Origin of the sequence: Pseudomonas wenzhouensis (assembly GCF_021029445.1) — a bacterium.
Taxonomy (GTDB): Bacteria; Pseudomonadota; Gammaproteobacteria; order Pseudomonadales; family Pseudomonadaceae; genus Aquipseudomonas; species Aquipseudomonas wenzhouensis.
The window spans coordinates 1,123,351-1,142,713 of sequence record NZ_CP072610.1 but is presented as its reverse complement, the minus strand read 5'-3'; the positions used below and the strand labels follow the sequence as shown (position 1 = coordinate 1,142,713).

At 59.9% G+C, this 19,363-nt stretch carries 16 protein-coding genes and 1 pseudogene; 6 read left to right on the top strand and 11 right to left on the bottom strand.

Going from position 1 to position 19,363, the window contains the following annotated elements; all coding sequences use genetic code 11:
* Positions 1–46: 46 nt before the first annotated feature.
* Positions 47–1,471, bottom strand: coding sequence for a gamma-aminobutyraldehyde dehydrogenase (locus J7655_RS05200; protein ID WP_230926868.1), 1,425 nt, complete (start codon positions 1,469–1,471; stop codon positions 47–49).
* Positions 1,472–1,709: 238 nt separating this feature from the next.
* Here J7655_RS05200 and J7655_RS05195 point away from each other — a divergent pair, with 238 nt between their 5' ends.
* On the top strand, positions 1,710–2,465 hold the full coding sequence (locus J7655_RS05195; RefSeq protein WP_230926867.1) for a FadR/GntR family transcriptional regulator: 756 nt from the start codon (positions 1,710–1,712) through the stop codon (positions 2,463–2,465).
* Between the two features lie 104 nt (positions 2,466–2,569).
* A complete protein-coding gene (locus J7655_RS05190; RefSeq protein ID WP_230926866.1) occupies positions 2,570–3,313 on the top strand; it encodes a cache domain-containing protein in 744 nt (247 codons plus the stop codon).
* Between the two features lie 512 nt (positions 3,314–3,825).
* Here J7655_RS05190 and J7655_RS05185 read toward each other — a convergent pair.
* Positions 3,826–4,065, bottom strand: a pseudogene (locus J7655_RS05185) (transposase); the annotation flags it as partial.
* Between the two features lie 408 nt (positions 4,066–4,473).
* Between J7655_RS05185 and J7655_RS05180 the strand changes: the two are divergent.
* Entirely contained in the window at positions 4,474–5,559 is a 1,086-nt protein-coding gene (locus tag J7655_RS05180; RefSeq protein WP_011913346.1) for an IS5-like element ISPst12 family transposase, read from the top strand.
* A gap of 557 nt (positions 5,560–6,116) precedes the next feature.
* Here the strand turns inward: J7655_RS05180 and J7655_RS05175 are convergent.
* Together J7655_RS05175 and J7655_RS05170 are read right to left on the bottom strand one after the other, a co-directional pair.
* On the bottom strand, positions 6,117–6,449 hold the full coding sequence (locus tag J7655_RS05175) for an XRE family transcriptional regulator (protein WP_230926865.1): 333 nt from the start codon (positions 6,447–6,449) through the stop codon (positions 6,117–6,119).
* A complete protein-coding gene (locus tag J7655_RS05170; protein ID WP_230926864.1) occupies positions 6,442–6,756 on the bottom strand; it encodes a type II toxin-antitoxin system RelE/ParE family toxin in 315 nt (104 codons plus the stop codon). The genes J7655_RS05175 and J7655_RS05170 overlap by 8 nt, the downstream gene beginning before the upstream one ends.
* A 409-nt stretch (positions 6,757–7,165) precedes the next feature.
* Between J7655_RS05170 and J7655_RS05165 the strand changes: the two genes are divergently transcribed.
* Positions 7,166–8,362, top strand: a complete 1,197-nt coding sequence (locus J7655_RS05165; RefSeq protein ID WP_230926863.1) for an MFS transporter — start codon at positions 7,166–7,168, stop codon at positions 8,360–8,362.
* Positions 8,363–8,407: 45 nt separating this feature from the next.
* Here the strand turns inward: J7655_RS05165 and J7655_RS05160 are convergent, their stop codons facing one another.
* The 7 genes from J7655_RS05160 to J7655_RS05130 all read right to left on the bottom strand — a co-directional run bounded on the left by J7655_RS05160 (position 8,408) and on the right by J7655_RS05130 (position 15,879).
* Positions 8,408–9,352 (bottom strand): LysR family transcriptional regulator, encoded by a 945-nt coding sequence (locus J7655_RS05160; RefSeq protein ID WP_230926862.1) that lies wholly within the window; start codon positions 9,350–9,352, stop codon positions 8,408–8,410.
* Positions 9,353–9,525: 173 nt separating this feature from the next.
* On the bottom strand, positions 9,526–10,455 hold the full coding sequence (locus J7655_RS05155; protein WP_230926861.1) for a D-2-hydroxyacid dehydrogenase family protein: 930 nt from the start codon (positions 10,453–10,455) through the stop codon (positions 9,526–9,528).
* A gap of 14 nt (positions 10,456–10,469) precedes the next feature.
* Positions 10,470–11,984 (bottom strand): tripartite tricarboxylate transporter permease, encoded by a 1,515-nt coding sequence (locus J7655_RS05150; RefSeq protein WP_230926860.1) that lies wholly within the window; start codon positions 11,982–11,984, stop codon positions 10,470–10,472.
* Between the two features lie 2 nt (positions 11,985–11,986).
* Positions 11,987–12,439, bottom strand: a complete 453-nt coding sequence (locus tag J7655_RS05145; protein ID WP_230926859.1) for a tripartite tricarboxylate transporter TctB family protein — start codon at positions 12,437–12,439, stop codon at positions 11,987–11,989.
* A 51-nt stretch (positions 12,440–12,490) separates the two neighbouring features.
* A complete protein-coding gene (locus J7655_RS05140) occupies positions 12,491–13,471 on the bottom strand; it encodes a Bug family tripartite tricarboxylate transporter substrate binding protein (protein WP_230926858.1) in 981 nt (326 codons plus the stop codon).
* 41 nt (positions 13,472–13,512) lie between these two features.
* The gene (locus J7655_RS05135; RefSeq protein ID WP_230926857.1) at positions 13,513–14,763 is read right to left on the bottom strand and encodes an OprD family porin; all 1,251 of its coding nucleotides are present in this window, start codon (positions 14,761–14,763) and stop codon (positions 13,513–13,515) included.
* A gap of 39 nt (positions 14,764–14,802) precedes the next feature.
* Positions 14,803–15,879, bottom strand: a complete 1,077-nt coding sequence (locus tag J7655_RS05130; protein ID WP_230926856.1) for a 4-oxalomesaconate tautomerase — start codon at positions 15,877–15,879, stop codon at positions 14,803–14,805.
* Positions 15,880–16,091: 212 nt separating this feature from the next.
* Here J7655_RS05130 and J7655_RS05125 point away from each other — a divergent pair, with 212 nt between their 5' ends.
* Both J7655_RS05125 and J7655_RS05120 read left to right on the top strand, forming a co-directional pair.
* Positions 16,092–17,024, top strand: a complete 933-nt coding sequence (locus J7655_RS05125; RefSeq protein WP_230926855.1) for a LysR family transcriptional regulator — start codon at positions 16,092–16,094, stop codon at positions 17,022–17,024.
* A gap of 129 nt (positions 17,025–17,153) precedes the next feature.
* The gene (locus J7655_RS05120) at positions 17,154–19,355 is read left to right on the top strand and encodes an OsmC domain/YcaO domain-containing protein (protein WP_230926854.1); all 2,202 of its coding nucleotides are present in this window, start codon (positions 17,154–17,156) and stop codon (positions 19,353–19,355) included.
* Positions 19,356–19,363: the final 8 nt, after the last annotated feature.

Below are 19,363 nucleotides of genomic sequence, written 5' to 3'. Positions count from 1 at the left end.
GGATGCGCGCACCAAGGGTGTGCGCATCCTGGTGTGATGCCCGATATCAGTGCTTAAACATCACATGGCGTACGCAGGTGTAGTCCTCGAGGCCATACATGGACATGTCCTTGCCATAGCCAGACTGTTTCATGCCACCGTGCGGCATTTCGCTAACCAGCATGAAGTGCGTGTTGACCCAGGTGCAGCCGTACTGCAAACGCGCGGCCAGGCGGTTGGCGCGGCCGACGTCGCTGGTCCATACAGAGGAAGCCAGACCGTAGTCGGAATCGTTGGCGTAAGTCAGGGCCTGGGCTTCGTCGCTGAACGGCGTGATGCTGACCACCGGGCCGAAGACTTCTCGCTGGACGATCTCGTCATCCTGACGGGCATCGGCCAGTACAGTCGGTTCAAAGAAGAAGCCCGGGCCGGAGACGCGCTTGCCTCCGGTGATCACGCGGATGTGCGGCTGGGCCTTGGCGCGCTCGACAAAACTCTCCACACGCTCCAGATGGTCACGCGTGATCAGCGGGCCGAGTTCGGTTTCGGGGTCGTCCTGTAGGCCGTAGCGGATGCTAGCAACGGCTTTGGCCAGCTTCTCAACGAATTCCTCATAGACGCCCTGCTGCACATACAGGCGACAGGCTGCGGTGCAGTCCTGACCGGCGTTGTAGAAGCCGAAGGCGCGGATGCCCTCGACTGCAGCATCGATATCGGCGTCGTCGAAGATGAGAACCGGGGCCTTACCGCCCAGTTCCATGTGGGTGCGTTTGACGCTACTGGCAGTATTGGCGACGATGCGCGCACCAGTGGCGACGGAGCCGGTCAGCGAGACTAGGCGTACCTTCGGGTGCGTGACCAGAGGCTCACCGACACTTGGGCCCTTGCCGAAGAGGATGTTGACCACGCCTGCAGGGAACAGCGTGTTGATGATTTCAGCCAGTTTCAGGGCCGTCAGGGGCGTCTGCTCGGACGGTTTGAGCACCACGCAGTTGCCGGCGGCCAGGGCTGGAGCGAGCTTCCAGGCAACCATCATCAGCGGGTAATTCCACGGCGCGATGGAGGCGACCACGCCCAGCGGATCACGGCGGATCATCGAGGTATGCCCGGGCAGGTACTCGCCACCGGCCGAGCCGTTCATGCAGCGACTGGCGCCGGCAAAGAAACGGAATACGTCGGCAACCGCAGGAATTTCGTCGTTCAGTGCGGCCAGGTAGGGTTTTCCGCAGTTCTGCGATTCAAGTCGAGCGAAGGTCTCGGCCTCGGCCTCGATGCGTTCGGCAAGCTTGAGCAGCAGGTGGGCACGGTCTTTGGGAGGGGTTTGCGACCAGCTGTCGAAGGCCTGGTCGGCGGCCTGTACGGCTGCATCGACCTGGGCACTGCTGGCTTCGTTGATGTTAACCAGTACTTCGCCGAGAGAAGGGTTGTATACGGCGTAGCTGGCGCCCTCACCGGCCACCAGCTGGCCATTGATCAGGAGGTTTATTTGCATGGCGGTTCCCTTTTGGGGTCTTGTCGTTGTGATTAAGCCTAAAACATATAAAAACATATCTTAACGTTTGAGGATTGCCAACCATTTCATCGATAATTGCTCGCCAACGCGATTTCAAGGGTTGTAAATGGGGGAACGGCCGTATCAGTGCCCCCTCTAACCTCTATAAGATGCGGAATTGAACGTTTAACCCTTTGCCTATCGGGCCTGGTTGAACCTACTTAAGAGGGAGAGTCAATTGAGTGCCCTGAATACTGCCCGCAGCACCGCATTTATCCGCCTGCGCCAGGAAGGCCGCACCGACGAGGTGGTGCGCCGGCTTGTGGAGGCCATTGAGTTGGGGCTGTTCACCGAGGGCCAGCAACTACCCAGCGAAAGCGAGCTGGCCCTGCAACTGGGGGTCGCGACTGTGACCCTGCGTGAAGCGCTGGTCACCTTGCGTCAGCGCGGACTGATCGAGACGCGTCGAGGGCGCAATGGCGGCAGTTTTGTCTGTGCACCAGTTGAGTTGCCCGAGTCATTGCTGCTCCGGCGTCTGCAGGACATGAGTGGCCCGGATCTGCGCGATCTCGGCGACGAGCAGATAGCGATTTCCGGTACCGCAGCACGTCTGGCGGCTCAGCGTAGTTCCCGCGAGCAGCAGATGCGTATTGCTCAGCACATTGAGTCGCTTAAACAAGCCTCTACGCGTCTGGCCAGGCATCGTGCCGATGCGCGCTTTCATATTGAGGTAGCAGCTGCCGCTCAGTCGCTGCGTCTGACCCATGCCGAAATGCGTCTGCAATCTGAAATCGGCGAACTGCTCTGGATGGAAGCCGTCGGTGGTAATGACGTATCCGTGATCGAACAGGAGCACCGGGCCATTCTCGATGCCTTGGTTAATGGCGATGCGGTGCTCGCTGGCGCTCTGGCCGAGGCCCATGTCAGCCGGGGCATCAAGCGTCTGATGGCCTTACGCCTGGAGCTGTTGACTGACAATGAGCTACCAAGCTGATTTCGCAGCTTGGTCCTTGCGGAGCCAACTCCGACTATCCACGAAGCTGTGCCAGACATTTTGAGAACAACAACGTACAAAAGAACCAGCGTGAGGAAAATGCCATGTCTGTCGTGAGCAATAACGATCCCCTTGATGTATGTGCCCGGCAGCTCAATAGCACGGTAGGGACCATCTTTAGTCAGGTTCGGCAACTGGTGAATGAAACGGTCGAGCTATGGACTCGCGTGCTAGCGGAGGGGCGTCAGCCCGCCTCGAAGGATCTAGCATTGCTGCGTCCAGCGATCGATGCGCAATTGCTGGCTACCGGCGCATTCGGTTGTGGCGGCGGGGTCATAGTCGAGCCTGGCGGCCTGGCCGACCGTGAGATGCACCTCGAGTGGTGGTACTTGACCGACGGCGACAAAACCCTACCGTTACGCCCGAACTTTGACCGGCGGCGAGAGAACTTTTACGACTACACCAACATGCCTTGGTATGCCCGCCCGCGGGATTCTCGCAACAGTAGCGTCGAGGGGCCGTATGTAGACCTCTATGGCACCAACATGTACGTACTGACCTTCACAATGCCAATCATTGTCGATGACCGCTTTATTGGGGTCGCCGGGCTGGACTTGTCGCTCCACAATGTCGAGAAAATGCTGATCCGCAGCCTCATGTGCTTGGCAAACGAAGCAGTATTGATATCCACCGAGGGTCGGATCATTGCCTCAAATACCGCTAACTGGATGGTAGGTGACCTGGTGCCTAAGTTGCTGGATCCAGCACCGATGAAAGGTGTGCGACTGGTGTTGGAGGAACCTGAGGCAGGGTGGTCGCTGATTAAATTGCCAGGCCTTCGCCGTTAGTTGGTATGGCAGGTGCTGCGTATCGCCATCCTGATCGCGCACCTTGGTCATATTGACAATTCACTACCAACCGACGCCAGCAAACTGATCATCACGGCTATATAAGCTGGGCTGAAACAGCTGTACCGCCAAGACTTCAGCTACGCCAAGACCGAGGTGCTACTCCTGGATCTGTGTCGCAAGAACGAATACACAGCCATGACTGCACACCATGTGCGTCGCTTAATCGAATATCAACCGAAGGAAGAGGAATCGGCTGCTGCGAAATGGGATTTATGACGCTATTGGGACGGATCCTGTGTGGATGAGCATCTACTAAGCATCGCGCATTGCTCTTTCGAGCCAGTAAATTGCCAGTATACCTGACTACCTACATTGTAGACCCAAACCGAGCAAGTGGATCAGCACACGATTTTAGAGCTTGTCAAGAATGTCACGCTACTGATTTCATGTGCTGGATGCACGGCATGCTGATGCGCTACCTCGAGGGGCGCAAGCTTGCGGGAGATTCAGAGCGCTTCTTCCATGGCCGGGTCGCTGTAGCCGAACCAGTTCTGCATCAGATGGATACGTAACATGGCCATCAGCGGATAGGCTGGACGACCACCTTCACACTTTGGGTAGTGTGGCTCGATCAGGGCAATCAATCCCTTCCACGGCACCACCTGATCCATCTCGATCAGGAACAATTCCTTACGGGTCTGCTTGCGCTTGCCGGCGTACTCGGCGTCGGCGAAGGCCATCTGCTTCATGGAAAAACTCGGCTGGCGGGATCGGCGTATTTCACCAGATTCGGGAAGTCTTTTTCAGACCATCCCTAGCGGTCATCCGTACCGTACTTTTTGTCCAGATAGTCGGCCAAGGCATAGCCGATGATTCCGACGACTACTACAAAAACAACAATCCCAGTCACGGCTTGTACGAGTGTCATAGCGGCCATTCTTTCGTATGCGCAATGCGCGAAGTGATCTGATGGATTTCAACCCAGGAGATACCAGGGATCTGGTGTCGCTTGGGGGAATTGGTTTGTCTGCACAGCCAAAGCAATATCTAGATTCAGGATAGCTTCTATCAGCTAGCAGGCCGTTGAAAAAAGCCAGAGCCCGCGTGGCTCTGGCAAAATGGCGGCCATCCTCTTCTGCCGAAGCCAGCCCAAGCCGATGCGTGGACTCGACCTCAAACAAAACGAGCTGTTCAGTTATACGACGCTGGAGCAGCGCATCCCGAACGATCACCCGCTGCGTCCCCTGCGAGGCCTGGTCGATACCGTTCTGGCTTCGATGGATCGGGACTTCGACGGGCTGTACTCCACCCTGGGACGGGCCTCGATTGCGCCGGAGCGGCTGCTGCGCGCCTCGTTGCTGCAGGTGATTTACACCATTCGCTCCGAGCGGCAGTTGGTCGAGCAGATTGATTTCAACCTGCTGTTTCGCTGGTTCGTCGGCTTGTCGATGGACGAGCGCATGTGGGATCACTCGACCTTCAGCCAGAACCGTGACCGCTTGTTCAACCAGGATGTAGCGCGGCTGTTCTTCCAGCGCATCAAGTCGCTGGCCGCATGGTCCGAGTACGCCAGCAACGAGCATTTCAGCGTCGATGGCACGCTGATCGACGCCTGGGCCTCGCACAAGTCCTTTATCAAGAAGGATGGCGGCGACCCACCGGAGGATGGCACGCGCAACCCCGATGCCGACTTCAAGGGCGAGAAGCGCAGCAACGCGACCCACCAATCGACCAGCGATCCCGAGGCCCGGCTGGCGCGCAAGAGCAATGGCGATGCCAGTCGTCTGGCGCACATGGCCCACACGATGATGGAGCACCGCAACGGTCTGATCGTGGATGTGGAATGCACCGAGTTCAATGGACGTGCCGAGGTAGAGGCGGCGCTGGAGATGCTGGAGCGCACGGCCAAGCCGGGCAGCACGGTAGGTGCAGACAAGAATTACGACCAGAAGCGTTTCGTGCAGAGGGCGCGCGAGCTGAAAGTGACACCGCATGTGGCGCAGAAGCGCAAGGGCAGCGCCATCGATGGGCGCACCACGCGGCATCCGGGGTATGCCGCCAGCCAGAAGATCCGCAAGCGGATCGAAGAAGGTTTTGGCTGGCTGAAGACGGTTGGCGGCCTGCGCAAGACCAAGCTGATCGGTCGCGCCAAGCTGAGTGCTCAGTTATTGCTGGGTTTCTCGGTCTACAACCTGATCCGACTGGGTAGCCTGTCGGGTTGGTGGCGAGGATCGCATGTATAGGGCGAGTTACGCCCAAAAAACGCCGAAAGGCGTGAACGTGGTGCTGAAACCTGTCAAAAAGGCCTGAAGTCAGGCCTTGTGTGGACTCCGTTAGGCCAAAGCGCTTGAAAAAGCGCCAAACCGGACGGGTTGGGGCAGTTGAAGCCGAGTTTTTCAACGGCCTGCTAGAACCCAAAAGGGGTCGCATGTCAGCCGGTGTTACCTTAGCGGCCTAAGATTTGTCTTTAGCGGTCTAGCACATCTGAACCCGGGAGCGTTCAGAATCGGCAGAGGCTGAAGTCAACAAGGGAATGTAGGGCTATTTCAGACCACGCCTAAGTCCGGCAGGCAGAGCCATCAGCAAGGGACGCCAGTTCAACTCCCTACCCACCATTCGTCGGGAGTTTTCCTTTGAGGGCACTTCAGGGGGCACTTTTTGAGAAATCCATTTAAATATTCTTTTAAATCAATACCTTATTATATCTTTTATGATCCCCCCCGGCTCCACCAATTTGAAGCACATAAACCCCTGATTTTCCTAGAGAAAGTCAGGAGTTTTTCTTTGGGGTGTCGAAGCGTTAAGCCTGCAGGAGAAGATCGCTTTCGATGTCTGAAAAATTGCTGATCTTCACCGAACCATCGGGAAACCGGGCAATGACATCCAACTGACCACCCATGGCTTCGATGTGGCTACGCAAAGTGGAAATGTATATGTCAGTACGCTTTTCCATCTTGGCAATGGATGGTTGCTGTACATGCAGTACCTCAGCCAGCACCTTCTGTGACAACCCACGAGCCTGACGCAGCTCATGAAGCGGCATCTCTGCAAGCAGCTCCTGGGCTTTTGCCTCTACCCTGGCCTGAGCCTCAGGCGCCATTTTTGCGCGCAGCTCTGCAAATTTCTTAGCCATCTATCAAGCCCTCCTTTCGAAGCTGTTCCAGATGTTCGTCATACAGTCGATCAGACAGCGGAACGTTGATGTCATACCAACGATCATCACCAGTCTTGTCGCCATCGATCAGCAAGATAGCCGAGCGCCTGGGATCGAATGCATACAGCGTTCTGTAGGATCGGCCTTCGTGCTGCGTCCTCAGCTCCCGCATGTGGCTGTGACGAGAGCCGTTGATTCCGCTGCTGTGTGGAAAGCCAAGTGACGGGCCTCGCTCCTCCAAGAGCTGGACTGACACCGCAACAGACTCCTGCTCCTCAGCAGACAAGCTTTCCCACCACTAGCCGAATTCGTCGGTATACTCAATATCCCAAGTCATGGCGAAAAATATAACCCCAAAGGAATATTCCATCAATGGAATGTCTGAATCCTAGAGACGAGACCGGGCCAAGGCGCACTGCATCCGCCAGATGCTCCAGCGCCAAGTGCGCATAACACATGGCCAGGCTGGATAACCCAGGATTTTCTGCAGTGCCCACCGTTCTGTATGAAGTGGCTGACGAAGGCGTGACGCAGGGCGTGGGCGGCCTGGCCTTTTGGTAGGCAGATGGTCGTCTCGGGCAGCGCTAAGCCGCCCCAATTAAAGAATTTCATTCACAAATAAAGTGAACAAATGACAAAAATAAGAACATAAATAACCAATAGACTCGCAGCCGTTTTTTATCGGAGCTGCGCCCATGTCTGTATATGAATCAGCCTCTCAATCTGTCGGCTCACAACGAGGCGCTGGTCTTAGCATCGCCATCCTGGCGTTTTCCGCCTTTCTCATCGTCACTACGGAGTTTCTGATCGTCGGCCTCCTGCCTGCTCTTGCCCGAGATCTGGACATTTCCATCTCGATGGCAGGCCAACTGGTGACTCTGTTTGCCTTCACGGTGATGTTTTTCGGACCACCGCTGACAGCAATGCTTTCTCATCTTGATCGGAAGAAGCTGTTCGTAGTCATCCTTCTGATTTTCGCTGCATCAAATGCCCTTGCTGCGGTATCGGAGAGCTTTTGGCTTCTCGCTGTCGCACGCCTGATACCTGCGCTGGCGCTGCCCGTGTTCTGGGGTACAGCCAGTGAAACCGCCGGGCAACTGGCCGGCCCCGAAAAAGCGGGCCAGGCAATCGCCAACGTCTATCTGGGTATTTCTGCCGCGATGCTGCTCGGCATTCCGCTGGGCACCCTGGTGTCCAATGCACTTGGCTGGAGGGGCGCATTCTGGCTGCTCGCGGGCTTGTCGCTGATCATGTCGTTGGCAATCCTGGCGTTCATGCCTGCCGTTTCCCGCACCGCCAAGGTGGACTTTCTACAGCAGGCGAAGATTTTCAAGGAGCCCTATTTCCTTTCGAACGTGCTGCTTTCCATCGTCGTGTTCAGTGCCATGTTCACTGCCTACACCTACCTCGCCGATATCCTGGAGCGCGTGGCAGGTGTGCCCCCGGAACATATCGGATGGTGGCTGATGGCATTCGGCGCAGTCGGCCTGATCGGCAACTGGATTGGCGGCAAGGCGATCGATAGATCCCCGATCAAGGCCAGCGTACTCTTTCTGCTTCTGTTGGCGATTGGCATGGTTGCCATTGTCCCGTTCGCGCATGTGGGTCTGATGTTCTGTGCTGCGCTGGGCCTGTGGGGCATTGCCAATACCGCTCTTTATCCGGTCAGCCAGGTCCGGGTCATGAGTTCGGTATCGCATTCCAAGGCACTGGCGGGCACCACCAACGTATCAGCGGCGAATGCCGGCATCGGTATTGGTGCCATTGTCGGCGGCATGACCATTGCCAATCTGGGGAGCGAGTATCTTGGCTATGCGGCGGCGGCTATCGCGGTCATGGCTCTGATGCTGGTGCCGCTGGCACATAAGCTGGCGCCCCGGCGGCAACAGTGAGCTGAAGGCGTAGGCTGTGATCAATGCAGAACATGGTTCGCGTAATCAGCGCGCCGCCCTATCTGCCTCGATTAACCTGCCATGGGCTGTAAGCCGGGGGCGCAGATAGTCCAGCAGGGCTCTGACCTTAGGTATGTTCTCGCGGCTTTTCAGCCAGATCAGATGCATGGGCAAACCATCCGTTGCCAGGTCAGGCAGCACTTCGACGAGCGTGCCCTGCTCGATGTGGCGCTGCGTGAGCCAGGTCGGTAACTGCCCAATACCGTGCCCTGCCAGCACCGCTGTCACCGCCCCCTCACCATCTCCCAGCGCAATTCGCGGTTGTACCGCGCGGCGCTCCATCTCTCCCGGACGCGCGCCCCTGAAGAACCAGGGGGTGACCAAACCGTCGCTCTGCAAGTAACCGATGCACTGGTGGTTATCCAGCTCACCCTGGTTTTCTGGATAGCCACAGCGCCGTACATAGTCCGGTGAGGCGCAGAAGATCAGACGCTGCGCGCCAAAATACTCATGACCCAGATTGGCCGGCCAGGTATCCGGGCCACCGATGCGAACGACGATATCGATGTTCTCGTAGACAGGATCGATGAACCGATCAGTGAACGAGATATGCGGCTGGAGCATGGGGTGCAGGCGAACAAAATCCATGATCAACGGCAGCACATGGAGGCGACCGTAAGAGGCCGGCAGGTCTATGCGTACCTTGCCATGGGGCTCGTGCTCCTGGCTGAGCAGCGCATGCTCGACCTCTTCGAGCTCAGCCAGAACCGATGTGCAGCTCTTGTAGAACAACACTCCGGCATCGGTGAGCGCCAGCGAGCGGGTGGTGCGATTGAACAGCCGCGCCCCCAACCGCTCCTCCAGCCGTGCCACGCTTTTGCTGACCGCAGAGCCAGTGAGATTGAGGCGCTCGGCCGCAGCGCTGAAGCTGCCACAATCAGCGACGGCAACAAAGACATCGATCCCCTTCAGCCGCTCGGATGCGTGCATCCCTATCTCCATTTCTGAACCCAGGTGCGATGCTACCGAAATACCCTGGCGCAGGCCTGCCTCTCAATCGCTGCTTCGCTCGAAAAGCACACTGCAGACACAGTAGAAATTGCTCCGTCGTACTCAAGAGAACAACCAGCTGCGCTGATGCTCCTTATTCCAGTGGTCGAACATTATCCTTGCGCAAACGCCCTGACATTGGCGAAGGCCTCGCCGAAGTAGGCTTCGTAGCTGTGCTTTTCGACGTAGCCCAGATGCGGGGTGCAGAGGATTTTCGGGTGGGTCAGCAGCAGATGGTCGGCCTGCAGGATCGGCTCCTGCTCGAACACGTCCAGCGCGGCCTGGCCAGGACGGCCAAGCTCCAGCGCTTCGGGCAGCGCTCCGGGGGCGATCAGTTCGGCGCGGCTGGTGTTGACCAGCAGGGCGTCAGGCTTCATCCGCGCCAGATCGGCGGCGCTTACGCAATGCCGCGTGGCGGGCACCAGACGCAGGTGCAGAGTGAGAATATCGGCCTGTTCGAAGAAAGCTTCGCGCGTCGGCGCGGCTTCGTAGCCATCGACGATGGCCGCCTGGCGCGAGGCCTCGCTGCCCCATACCAGCACATGCATGTCGAACGCGCGTGCATAACGTGCCAAGCGCTGGCCGATCTTGCCGTAACCCCAGATGCCCAGCGTCTGACCATACAGACGCTGGCCCAGGTTGACCTGCCAGTGCCCGGCATACAGGCCGTTCATGGCTTCGCGCAGCTGGCGCCGGGCATTGAGTATGAGCGCCCAGGTCAGCTCGGCTGCTGCGATGGGTGAGCCGGTACCCTCGGCGACGGTCACGCCACGCTCGCGGCAAGCCTGCAGATCGAGATGCGGGCCGGCTCGCCCGGTCTGGCTGATCAGCTTCAGGTTGGGCAAGCGTGCCAGCAACGCGGCGTCGATACGTGTGCGCTCGCGAGTCAGCACCAGCGCGTCGGCATCGGCGAAGCGCTCAGCCAGTACATCCGGGTCGCTGACGGCATCGTGATACAGGCGAACATCGAAACCCTCCAGCAGCCCGAAGCAATCGAGCTGTTGCACGACGCGCTGATAGTCATCCGGTATCACGATACGCATGCCAAGTCTCCGAATCAGGCCTCGCTGGCGACGGGGCCCTGCTGACGACGCGCACGCCAGGCGCGCCAGAACGGCAGCACGATCATCACCGCCACCAGGCCCCAGACCACCCAGGTGATCGGGCTGGCGTACAGAATACCGAGATCGCCGCTGGACAGGGACAGCGCGCGACGCAGATTCTGCTCCATCATGCCGCCGAGGATAAAGCCGAGCAGGATCGCCGAAAGCGGGAAATCCAGCTTGCGCAGGACGTAGCCGAAAATGCCGATGGCGATCATCAGGTACAGGTCGAAGGTGGTCGCATGCACCGCATACACGCCGATGGCAGTAATGATCGCCACCGCCGGCACCAGCGCCCAATAAGGCACGGCCAGCACCTTGGTGAAGACCTTGATCATCGGCACGTTCATGATGATCAGCATGATATTGGCGACGAACAGCGAGGCGATCAGGCCCCAGACGATATCCGGCTGGTTCTGGAACAGCAGCGGGCCCGGGGTGATGTTGTACAGCGTCAGAGCGCCGAGCATCACCGCCGTGGTGCCCGAACCCGGTACGCCGAGGGTCAGCATCGGTACCATGGAGCCGCAAGCAGCGGCGCTGTTGGCGGTTTCCGGTGCGGCCAGACCGCGCAGGTCGCCATTGCCGAACTTGTTGTCCTTCACCGCAAGGCGCTTCTCGCTCATGTACGACACCGCGCTGGCCAGCGTCGCCCCGGCACCCGGCAGTACGCCGAGGACGAAGCCGACCACACCGCTGCGCAGGTTGGTGGCGAGCACGAAGCCGCCTTCCTTCATGTTGAACAGCATGCGTCCACTGGCTTTGATCGCCTTCTGGCCGTGATGAGTACGCTCGAGCAGCACCAGCAGTTCGCTGACCGAGAACAGCCCCAGCACCAGCACCACGAACTGGATGCCATCGGCCAGACCCAGGCTGCCGAAGGTGAAGCGATACACGCCACTGTTGGCGTCGATGCCCACGCACGACAGCAGCAGGCCGATCAGCGCCGCGATAGCGGTTTTCAGGGGTTTGTTGCCGGCCATCCCGGCCAGGCAGGTGATGGCGAAGACCATCAGCACGAAATATTCGGCGGGGCCGAACGCCACCGCCCACTTGGCCAGTAACGGAGCGAACAGCACGACACCCACCGTAGCGATCAGGCCACCGATGAACGAACTCCAGGCCGACAGGGACAGTGCAACACCGGCCTGCCCTTGACGGGCCAGCGGGTAGCCATCGAGGGTGGTCATCACGGCGGAGGCTTCGCCCGGAATGTTCAGCAGGATCGAGGAAATACGGCCGCCGTATTCGCAGCCCAGGTATACCGCCGCCAGCAGGATCAATGCAGTTTCCGGCGGCAGGCCCAGGGCGAAGGCAACCGGAATCAGCAAGGCCACGCCGTTGATCGGGCCCAGCCCCGGCAGCAGGCCAACGACGGTGCCAATCAGGGTGCCGCACAGGGCGGTAAGCAGGTTGTAGGGGCTCAGGGCGACGCCGAAGCCCTGACCGAGGTAGCTGAGGGTATCCATGATTAATTCTCCAGCGCGGCGAGGATGCCGAGTGGCAGGGGGACATCGAGGGCTTTGTCGAACAACAGGTAGAGGCCTAACGCCAACACCACGCCGCTGAGCAGGCTCTGCAACCCGCTACCGCCATACAGACGCGCCATGCCAATGCCGAACAGTACGCTGGCGAGGACGAATCCGACGGTTTCGAAAAGCATGGCGTAGCCGAGCATCAGGCTCAGAAACACCAGTGCCTTGACCATCACCTGACGATTCAGGGGTGGCTCATCGCTCTGTAAGGCACCAGCAGGCTTGAGCAGCAGCTGCACGCAGCCGAAAGCGATCAGCAGCAAAAGCAGAAGCGGGAAGGATTTTGGCCCTACCGGCTCGTAGGAAAACGGGGCGCTGTAACCCCAGGCGAAAAAACCCAGGATGCAGCAGAGCAGCAGGGTTATCCCCGCAAAGATACGGTCATGCATGTTGATGTGCTCCAGAACGCTGCGCCGTCAGTGACGGCGCATGGGAACCTGTTACTCGACCAGGCCGAACTCGTGCCCCAGCTTGCGGTACTCGGCAACCTGGCTCTTGACCAGTGCATCCAGTTCCGGCCCTGTCACGTAGTAAGGCAGTACATCACGATCGGCCAGGTAGGCCTGAAAGTCGCTGGAGGCCGTGAGTTTGGCGAAACGCTCACGCCACCAGGCGACGTCTTCCTCTTTGACTTCAGGGCCGAGGAAGTAACCGCGAATCAGTGGCCACTGGATTTCGTAACCCTGCTCACGAGCGGTGGGGATCGAAGCCAGATCGCCCCCCAGGCGCTCCTCGCTGAAGATCGCCAGGGTGCGGATCTTGTTGCCCTGCTGCGCACGGATCTCGCTGGCACTGCCGGTGACCAGATCCACATGGCCGCCCATCAGCGCCATGTAGTGCTCGGCCCCTCCCTCGAATGCCGCGTAACGCAGCTCACTGGGATCGATACCTGCAGCACGCGCCAGCAACGCGATCTTCACCCAGCCCTGACCGCCGACACTGCCGCCGCCGCCGACCACGATGCTTTTCGGGTCTTGCTTCAGCGCCTGCACCACATCGTCGAGATTCTTGTAAGGCGAGTCGTCACGTACTGCCAAGGTGCCGTAATCGTTGCCAACGGTAGCCAGCCACTTCACTGCGGTCTCGTCGAAGCGACCGTATTTGCCCAACGCCAGGTTCAGCAGCGAGGCGCCAGAGAAGGCCACCAGGGTGCCGGACTCTGCACGGCGGTTAGCGGCGATGGAGTTGTAGGCCACGGCGCCGATGCCGCCAGGCATGTAGGTGACGCGCATGGGTGCCTTGAGCAGGCCTTCATCCTTGAAACCGGCCTGGGCCAGCTTGCAGGTCAGGTCGAAGCCGCCGCCTGGTTTGCTCGGGGCGATGCACTCCGGACGGGAGGGTTCGCCAGCCATTACCGAGCCACTGGCAAGCAATACGGCGAGGGACAGCGGCAGAATGCGGCGGAGGGAGCAGGTGATCATGATGGGTTCCTCTTATTGGTCTTGTATGTACAGCCGATGCATTACCAGAGCGGCACGATGTAACTCAGGATCAGGCGATTCTCGTCCAGATCACGGACGAAGCTCGAGCGGTAGGTGGCGTTTCTCCAGGTCACCTTGAGATTCTTCAACGGGCCATCGCTGAAGGCGTAGGCGATATCGGTGTTGCGCTCCCACTCACGGCCCTCAACGCTCGCCAGATCGACCTGATCGCCGCGCACATAGCGGGTCATGAAGGTCAGGCCGGGGATGCCGACCTTGGCGAAGTCGAAGTCGTAGCGCAGTTGCCAGGAGCGCTGGTCGGGACCGGCGAAATCGTTGATCTGCAGGAAGTTGGTCAGGTAAGGCGTAGCACCGTCCACATAGGTGAAGCCATCTTCACCAAGCATCTTCTGGTAAGCCAGGCCCAGAGCATGGCCAGCGACGCTGTAGGTGAACATGCCGTTGATCACCCGGTTGTCGATATCGCCAACCAGCTCCTTTCCGGCCTCGCTGTTGTTGAAGTAACGCAAATCGCTTTTCAGCTTGCCAGGCCCCAGCGCCAGGGTATGTTGCAGGCCGAGGAAATGCTGGCGATAGACATCGCTCAGCTCGGCATAGTGATAGCTGGCGAGCAACTGCGGGTTGATCGCGTAATCGACGCCCGCGAAGCGCAGCTCGTCGCTTTCGGGGCTACGGCCGAATCGGCCGTTCTTGTTGTTCAGGGCCAGCTTCTCGGAGCCGGACACGCTGCGCTGCACCACACGGTCGATCTCGCCCAGGGTGAAGGTGGCGCGCTCAAGGTTCTTGCTCTGCACCTGCCAACCCTCGAACACCTGCGGCAGCAGACGCGCGTTGCTGTACTGCAGGTAAGGCATCTTCGGCAGCAGCGTACCCACACGCAACTGGCTCTCGGCAAAACGCACCTTGCCGGTCACGCCCAGCTTGCTGTAGTCGTCCTCGGGGCGATTCTTGCTATCGCTCGGTAACAGATCAGTACCGATACGATCTTTCGAAGAGTCCAGTTTCAGACCCAGCATGCCGATGGCGTCGACACCAAAACCCACGGTGCCCTGGGTGTAGCCAGACTCCAGGTTGAGGATGAAGCCCTGGGCCCATTCTTCGCGCTTGTTCTGCCCTGGATCCTCGCGAAAGTCACGATTGAGGTAGAAGTTGCGCAGCTCCAGGCTGGCTTTGCTGTCCTCGATGAAACCGGCAGCGTTGGCATTGACTGCAGGCAGTGCCATGACCGTCAGACCGGCGATGGAGCAACTGAGGGATTTTGTTCTTGTCATTCTGATTGGCCCTGGGGGTGTGGTTGTAGTGGAACGAAGTCAGCTGCCCGTGCGCCTCAGGGTGGGGACGTATACCTCGCCCGAAAACAGGCGACGGGCCGTGCGCACCAGCGAGGCACGCAGGTTGTCGGGGTTGCCATCTGCGGCAGGCTGCAGGGAAACCTCGATCTGACCGCCCGGATGCTCCAGGCGTACCAGCGCCTCGCCTTCGATGGGCGCGACGTCATGGGCGACGCTGCCGGGCAGCGCGCAGGCGGTGGCCAGGCCGATGGCGCCGGTGGCGGCGACCGAGCGGTGGCAGGTATGCGGCATGAAATAGCGCACGCTCAGCGTGCCGCCGTGGCGTGCAGGCGCCAGCAGTACCGGCTTGGGAATGACCATCTGCGACACGTCGCCGAGGCCCATGGCCAAGCCGGCCTGCAGACGGATGCGTTCCAGGCGCTGGAGAAACGCACTGTCGGCATCCAGTTCTGCAGGCGACTCGTAGCCGGTCTTGCCCAACGCCTCGGCATGCATCAGCACCATGGGCATGGCCATGTCGATACAGGTGGCGGCGACGCCATCGAACTCGTCACGCATGCGGCCGGTGGGCAGCAGGCGACCGGTCTTGGCACCAGCGGCGTTGAGGAAGGTCAGCTTGATCGGCGCGGCAGTGCCAGGTACGCCGTCGATGGCCGTGTCACCGTCGTAGCGCACGCGGCCGTTAGGGGTCATCACGTCGGAGTCGACGAAGGTGTTGGTGTTGAGGTTGCGAATGCGCACACGGGTCATCGGCGAGCTGGCATTGACCAGGCCATGCTCGATGGCGAAAGGGCCGATGGCGCAGAGCATGTTGCCGCAGTTGGGTGCGGTATCGACGCGGCGCTGGGTGACCATGACCTGCACGAACAGGTAGTCGACATCGGCGTCCGGATGCGGCGAGCGACTGACGATCGCCACCTTGCTGGTCTGCGGGCTGCCGCCACCGATGCCGTCGATTTCCAGCTCGTGGCCCGAGCCCATCAGTCTGAGCAATACCTCGTCACGCTGTTGCGGGTCAGTGGGCAGGTGATTGGCCAGGAAAACCGGCCCTTTCGAAGTACCGCCTCGCATGAGTACACAAGGTACCGTCCGCATGATGCCTCCAACGCAATAAAACTGATGATTGTTGCTTTGCGTCGATTATGCGGAGCCAATATTTATTCTGTAAAATGCATATATTTCGATATTTATTCCATTATTCGCATTAATGCACGCTCGTATTTCCCTACTTGCCAGCTGGAAACGGAAAGACTAGGGTTCATTGGTAACTTTCAAACAAAAATACACACGACTGATAACCAAAGCGCATGAATTACGAACTGCAAGACATCCGCGCTTTCGTGAAAATCGCTGAGTTCGGCAACTTTCACGAGGCCGCCAACGCCATCCATCTGTCGCAGCCGGCACTGACCCGACGCATGCAGAAGCTGGAAGAGAGCCTCGGTATCCAGTTGCTGGACCGCACCACACGCCGCGTCAGCCTGACGGCGGTGGGCCGGGATTTTCTGCCCAAGGCACAGCGTCTGCTGGACGACTTCGAGCGCTCGATCCTCGGCATCCGCGAACTGGCCGAGCGCCAGTCCGGCCAGGTCACCCTCGCCTGCGTCCCGACGGCGGCCTTCTACTTTCTGCCGACGGTGATCCGCGCCTTCAACCTGCAGTACCCGAAGATCCGCATCCGCATCCTCGACCTCAGCGCCCATGAGGGGCTGGAGGCAGTGATTCGCGGCGAAGCGGATTTCGGCATCAACATGCAGAGCGGACAGAGCGCGGAAATCGACTTCACCCCGCTGGTCAACGAGCCCTTCGTGCTCGCCTGCCGGCGTGATCATCCCCTGGCCAAGCAGCCGGAAGTGGCCTGGCGCGAGCTGAGCGACTACCGCCTGATCGGCGTCGGCCGCCTCAGTGGCAACCGCGTGCTGCTCGATCACGGCCTGGCCCATCTCGACTGGCGCCCGAGCTGGTTCTACGAGGTGCAGCACCTGTCGACCTCACTCGGCATGGTCGAGGCCGGCCTGGGCATCGCCGCCCTGCCCAGCCTGGCGATGCCGGCCGAGGATCACCCGATTCTGGTCAGCCGGCCGCTGGTCGACCCGGTAATCAGCCGTACCCTGGACCTGGTACGCCGCCGTGGCTCTTCGCTGTCGCCGGCAGCCGAACAGTTCGTCGAAACCCTGCTGCGGCAATGGCCGAGCTACACCTCCATTGGCACCAGTAACACCGCCGAACTCGAAAGCTGAGTCATTGCTCGGGCCGGCGTCGCACTCGCCGCCGGTCCGACGCGCTTTCATCCGCAACCAGCGAGCAAGACAGACCGGCGAAAACCCGGATAATGGCGGCCATTTTGTTTCGCTCGCTGGTACTGCCCCATGGAAATCAAGGTCAACTTTCTCGACAACCTTCGCCTCGAAGCCAAGTTCGATGACTTCACGGTGATCGCCGATCAGCCGATCCGCTACAAGGGCGACGGCTCGGCGCCGGGGCCGTTCGACTATTTCCTGGCCTCCTCGGCCCTGTGCGCGGCCTACTTCGTCAAGCTGTACTGTCAGACGCGCGACATTCCCACCGAGAACATCCGCCTGTCGCAGAACAACATCGTCGACCCGGAAAACCGCTACGCGCAGATCTTCAAGATCCAGGTCGAGCTGCCGGCGGACATTTCCGAAAAGGATCGCCAGGGCATCCTGCGCTCCATCGACCGCTGCACGGTGAAGAAGGTGGTACAGCAAGGCCCCGAGTTCATCATCGAGGAGGTGGAAAACCTCGACGCCGATGCTCAGGCGCTGCTGATGCCGGTGAGTGACACCACCACCTACATTCCAGGCAAGGACCTGCCGCTGGAGCAGACCATCGCCAACATGTCGGGCATCCTCGCCGATCTCGGGATGAAGATCGAAATCGCCTCATGGCGCAATATCGTGCCCAACGTCTGGTCGCTGCATATCCGCGACGCGCAGTCGAACCTGTGCTTCACCAACGGCAAGGGATCGGCCAAGGAAAGTGCCCTGGCTTCGGCCCTCGGCGAATTCATCGAGCGACTGAACTGCAACTTCTTCTACAACGACCAGTTTTGGGGCGAGGACATCGCCGCTGCCGAGTTCGTCCATTACCCCAACGAGCGCTGGTTCAAGCCAGGGCCGAAGGATGCGCTGCCCGAGGAGATCCTCGACGCGCATTGCCTGGCCATCTACAACCCGGATGGCGAGCTGCGCGGCTCACACCTGTACGACACCAACTCGGGCAACACCCTGCGCGGCATCTGCTCGCTGCCCTTCGTGCGCCGCAGCGATGGCGAGACGGTGTACTTCCCGTCCAACCTGATCGAGAACCTGTACCTGTCCAACGGCATGAGCGCCGGCAATACCCTGGCCGAGGCCCAGGTGCAGTGCCTGTCGGAGATCTTCGAGCGGGCGGTGAAGCGCGAGATACTCGAAGGCGAGCTGTGCCTGCCGGATGTACCGCAGGAGGTTCTGGCCAAGTACCCGGGCATCGTCGCGGGCATTAAGGGCCTGGAAGAGCAAGGCTTCCCGGTGCTGGTGAAAGATGCGTCCCTCGGCGGCGAATTCCCGGTGATGTGCGTGACCCTGATGAACCCGCGCACCGGCGGCGTGTTCGCCTCCTTCGGCGCCCACCCGAGCCTGGAGGTGGCGCTGGAGCGTAGCCTCACCGAACTGCTGCAGGGCCGCAGCTTCGAGGGCCTGAATGACCTGCCGCAGCCGACCTTCGACAGCCTGGCGCTGACCGAGCCGAACAACTTCGTCGAGCACTTCGTCGACTCCAGCGGCGTGGTGTCGTGGCGCTTCTTCAGCGCCACGCCGGACTTCGAATTCGTCGAGTGGGACTTCTCCGGCCAGGGTGCAGATTCCAATGAACAGGAAGCCGCGACCCTGTTCGGCATCCTCGAGGACATGGGCAAGGAGGTCTACGTCGCCACCTACGACGACCTCGGCGCCAACGCCTGTCGCATCCTCGTGCCCGGCTACTCGGAGATCTACCCGGTCGAGGATCTGATCTGGGACAACACCAACAAGGCGCTGCTGTTTCGCAAGGACATCCTCAACCTGCATGCCCTGAGCGACCGCGAGCTCAAATCGCTGCTGCGTAACCTCAACAACGCCGAGGTCGACGACTACACCGACATCACCACGCTGATCGGCATCGAGTTCGACGACAACACGGTCTGGGGCCAACTGACCATCCTCGAACTGAAACTGCTGATCAACCTGGCGCTGAAGAAATACGACGACGCCAAGGAACTGGTCGAGGCCTTCCTGCAATACAACGACAACACCGTCGAACGCGGCCTGTTCTACCAGGCGGTCAACGCCGTGCTGGAGATCCAGCTGGACGACGAGCTGGAGCTGGCCAACTATGAGCCCAACCTGCGCCGCATGTTCGGCAACGAGCGCATGGACGCGGTAATCGGCTCGGTAGATGGCAGCGTGCGCTTCCATGGCCTGACGCCGACCAGCATGAAACTGGAAGGGCTGGACAAGCACCTGCGCCTGATCGACAGCTACAAGAAACTGCACGCGGCGCGCGCCAGAGCGGCGGGGCTGGCAAAGCGCTGACGTCCGCA

Excerpts from the sequence above, each read along its gene's own strand:
- J7655_RS05150 (WP_230926860.1), bottom strand. The coding sequence starts at position 11,984 with ATGGATACCCTCAGCTACCTCGGTCAGGGCTTCGGCGTCGCCCTGAGC.
- J7655_RS05190 (WP_230926866.1), top strand. The coding sequence starts at position 2,570 with ATGTCTGTCGTGAGCAATAACGATCCCCTTGATGTATGTGCCCGGCAG.
- J7655_RS05175 (WP_230926865.1), bottom strand. The coding sequence starts at position 6,449 with ATGGCTAAGAAATTTGCAGAGCTGCGCGCAAAAATGGCGCCTGAGGCT.
- J7655_RS05180 (WP_011913346.1), top strand. The coding sequence starts at position 4,474 with ATGCGTGGACTCGACCTCAAACAAAACGAGCTGTTCAGTTATACGACG.
- J7655_RS05155 (WP_230926861.1), bottom strand. The coding sequence starts at position 10,455 with ATGCGTATCGTGATACCGGATGACTATCAGCGCGTCGTGCAACAGCTC.
- J7655_RS05140 (WP_230926858.1), bottom strand. The coding sequence starts at position 13,471 with ATGATCACCTGCTCCCTCCGCCGCATTCTGCCGCTGTCCCTCGCCGTA.
- J7655_RS05145 (WP_230926859.1), bottom strand. The coding sequence starts at position 12,439 with ATGCATGACCGTATCTTTGCGGGGATAACCCTGCTGCTCTGCTGCATC.
- J7655_RS05120 (WP_230926854.1), top strand. The coding sequence starts at position 17,154 with ATGGAAATCAAGGTCAACTTTCTCGACAACCTTCGCCTCGAAGCCAAG.
- J7655_RS05165 (WP_230926863.1), top strand. The coding sequence starts at position 7,166 with ATGTCTGTATATGAATCAGCCTCTCAATCTGTCGGCTCACAACGAGGC.
- J7655_RS05160 (WP_230926862.1), bottom strand. The coding sequence starts at position 9,352 with ATGCACGCATCCGAGCGGCTGAAGGGGATCGATGTCTTTGTTGCCGTC.
- J7655_RS05135 (WP_230926857.1), bottom strand. The coding sequence starts at position 14,763 with ATGACAAGAACAAAATCCCTCAGTTGCTCCATCGCCGGTCTGACGGTC.
- J7655_RS05130 (WP_230926856.1), bottom strand. The coding sequence starts at position 15,879 with ATGCGGACGGTACCTTGTGTACTCATGCGAGGCGGTACTTCGAAAGGG.
- J7655_RS05200 (WP_230926868.1), bottom strand. The coding sequence starts at position 1,471 with ATGCAAATAAACCTCCTGATCAATGGCCAGCTGGTGGCCGGTGAGGGC.
- J7655_RS05125 (WP_230926855.1), top strand. The coding sequence starts at position 16,092 with ATGAATTACGAACTGCAAGACATCCGCGCTTTCGTGAAAATCGCTGAG.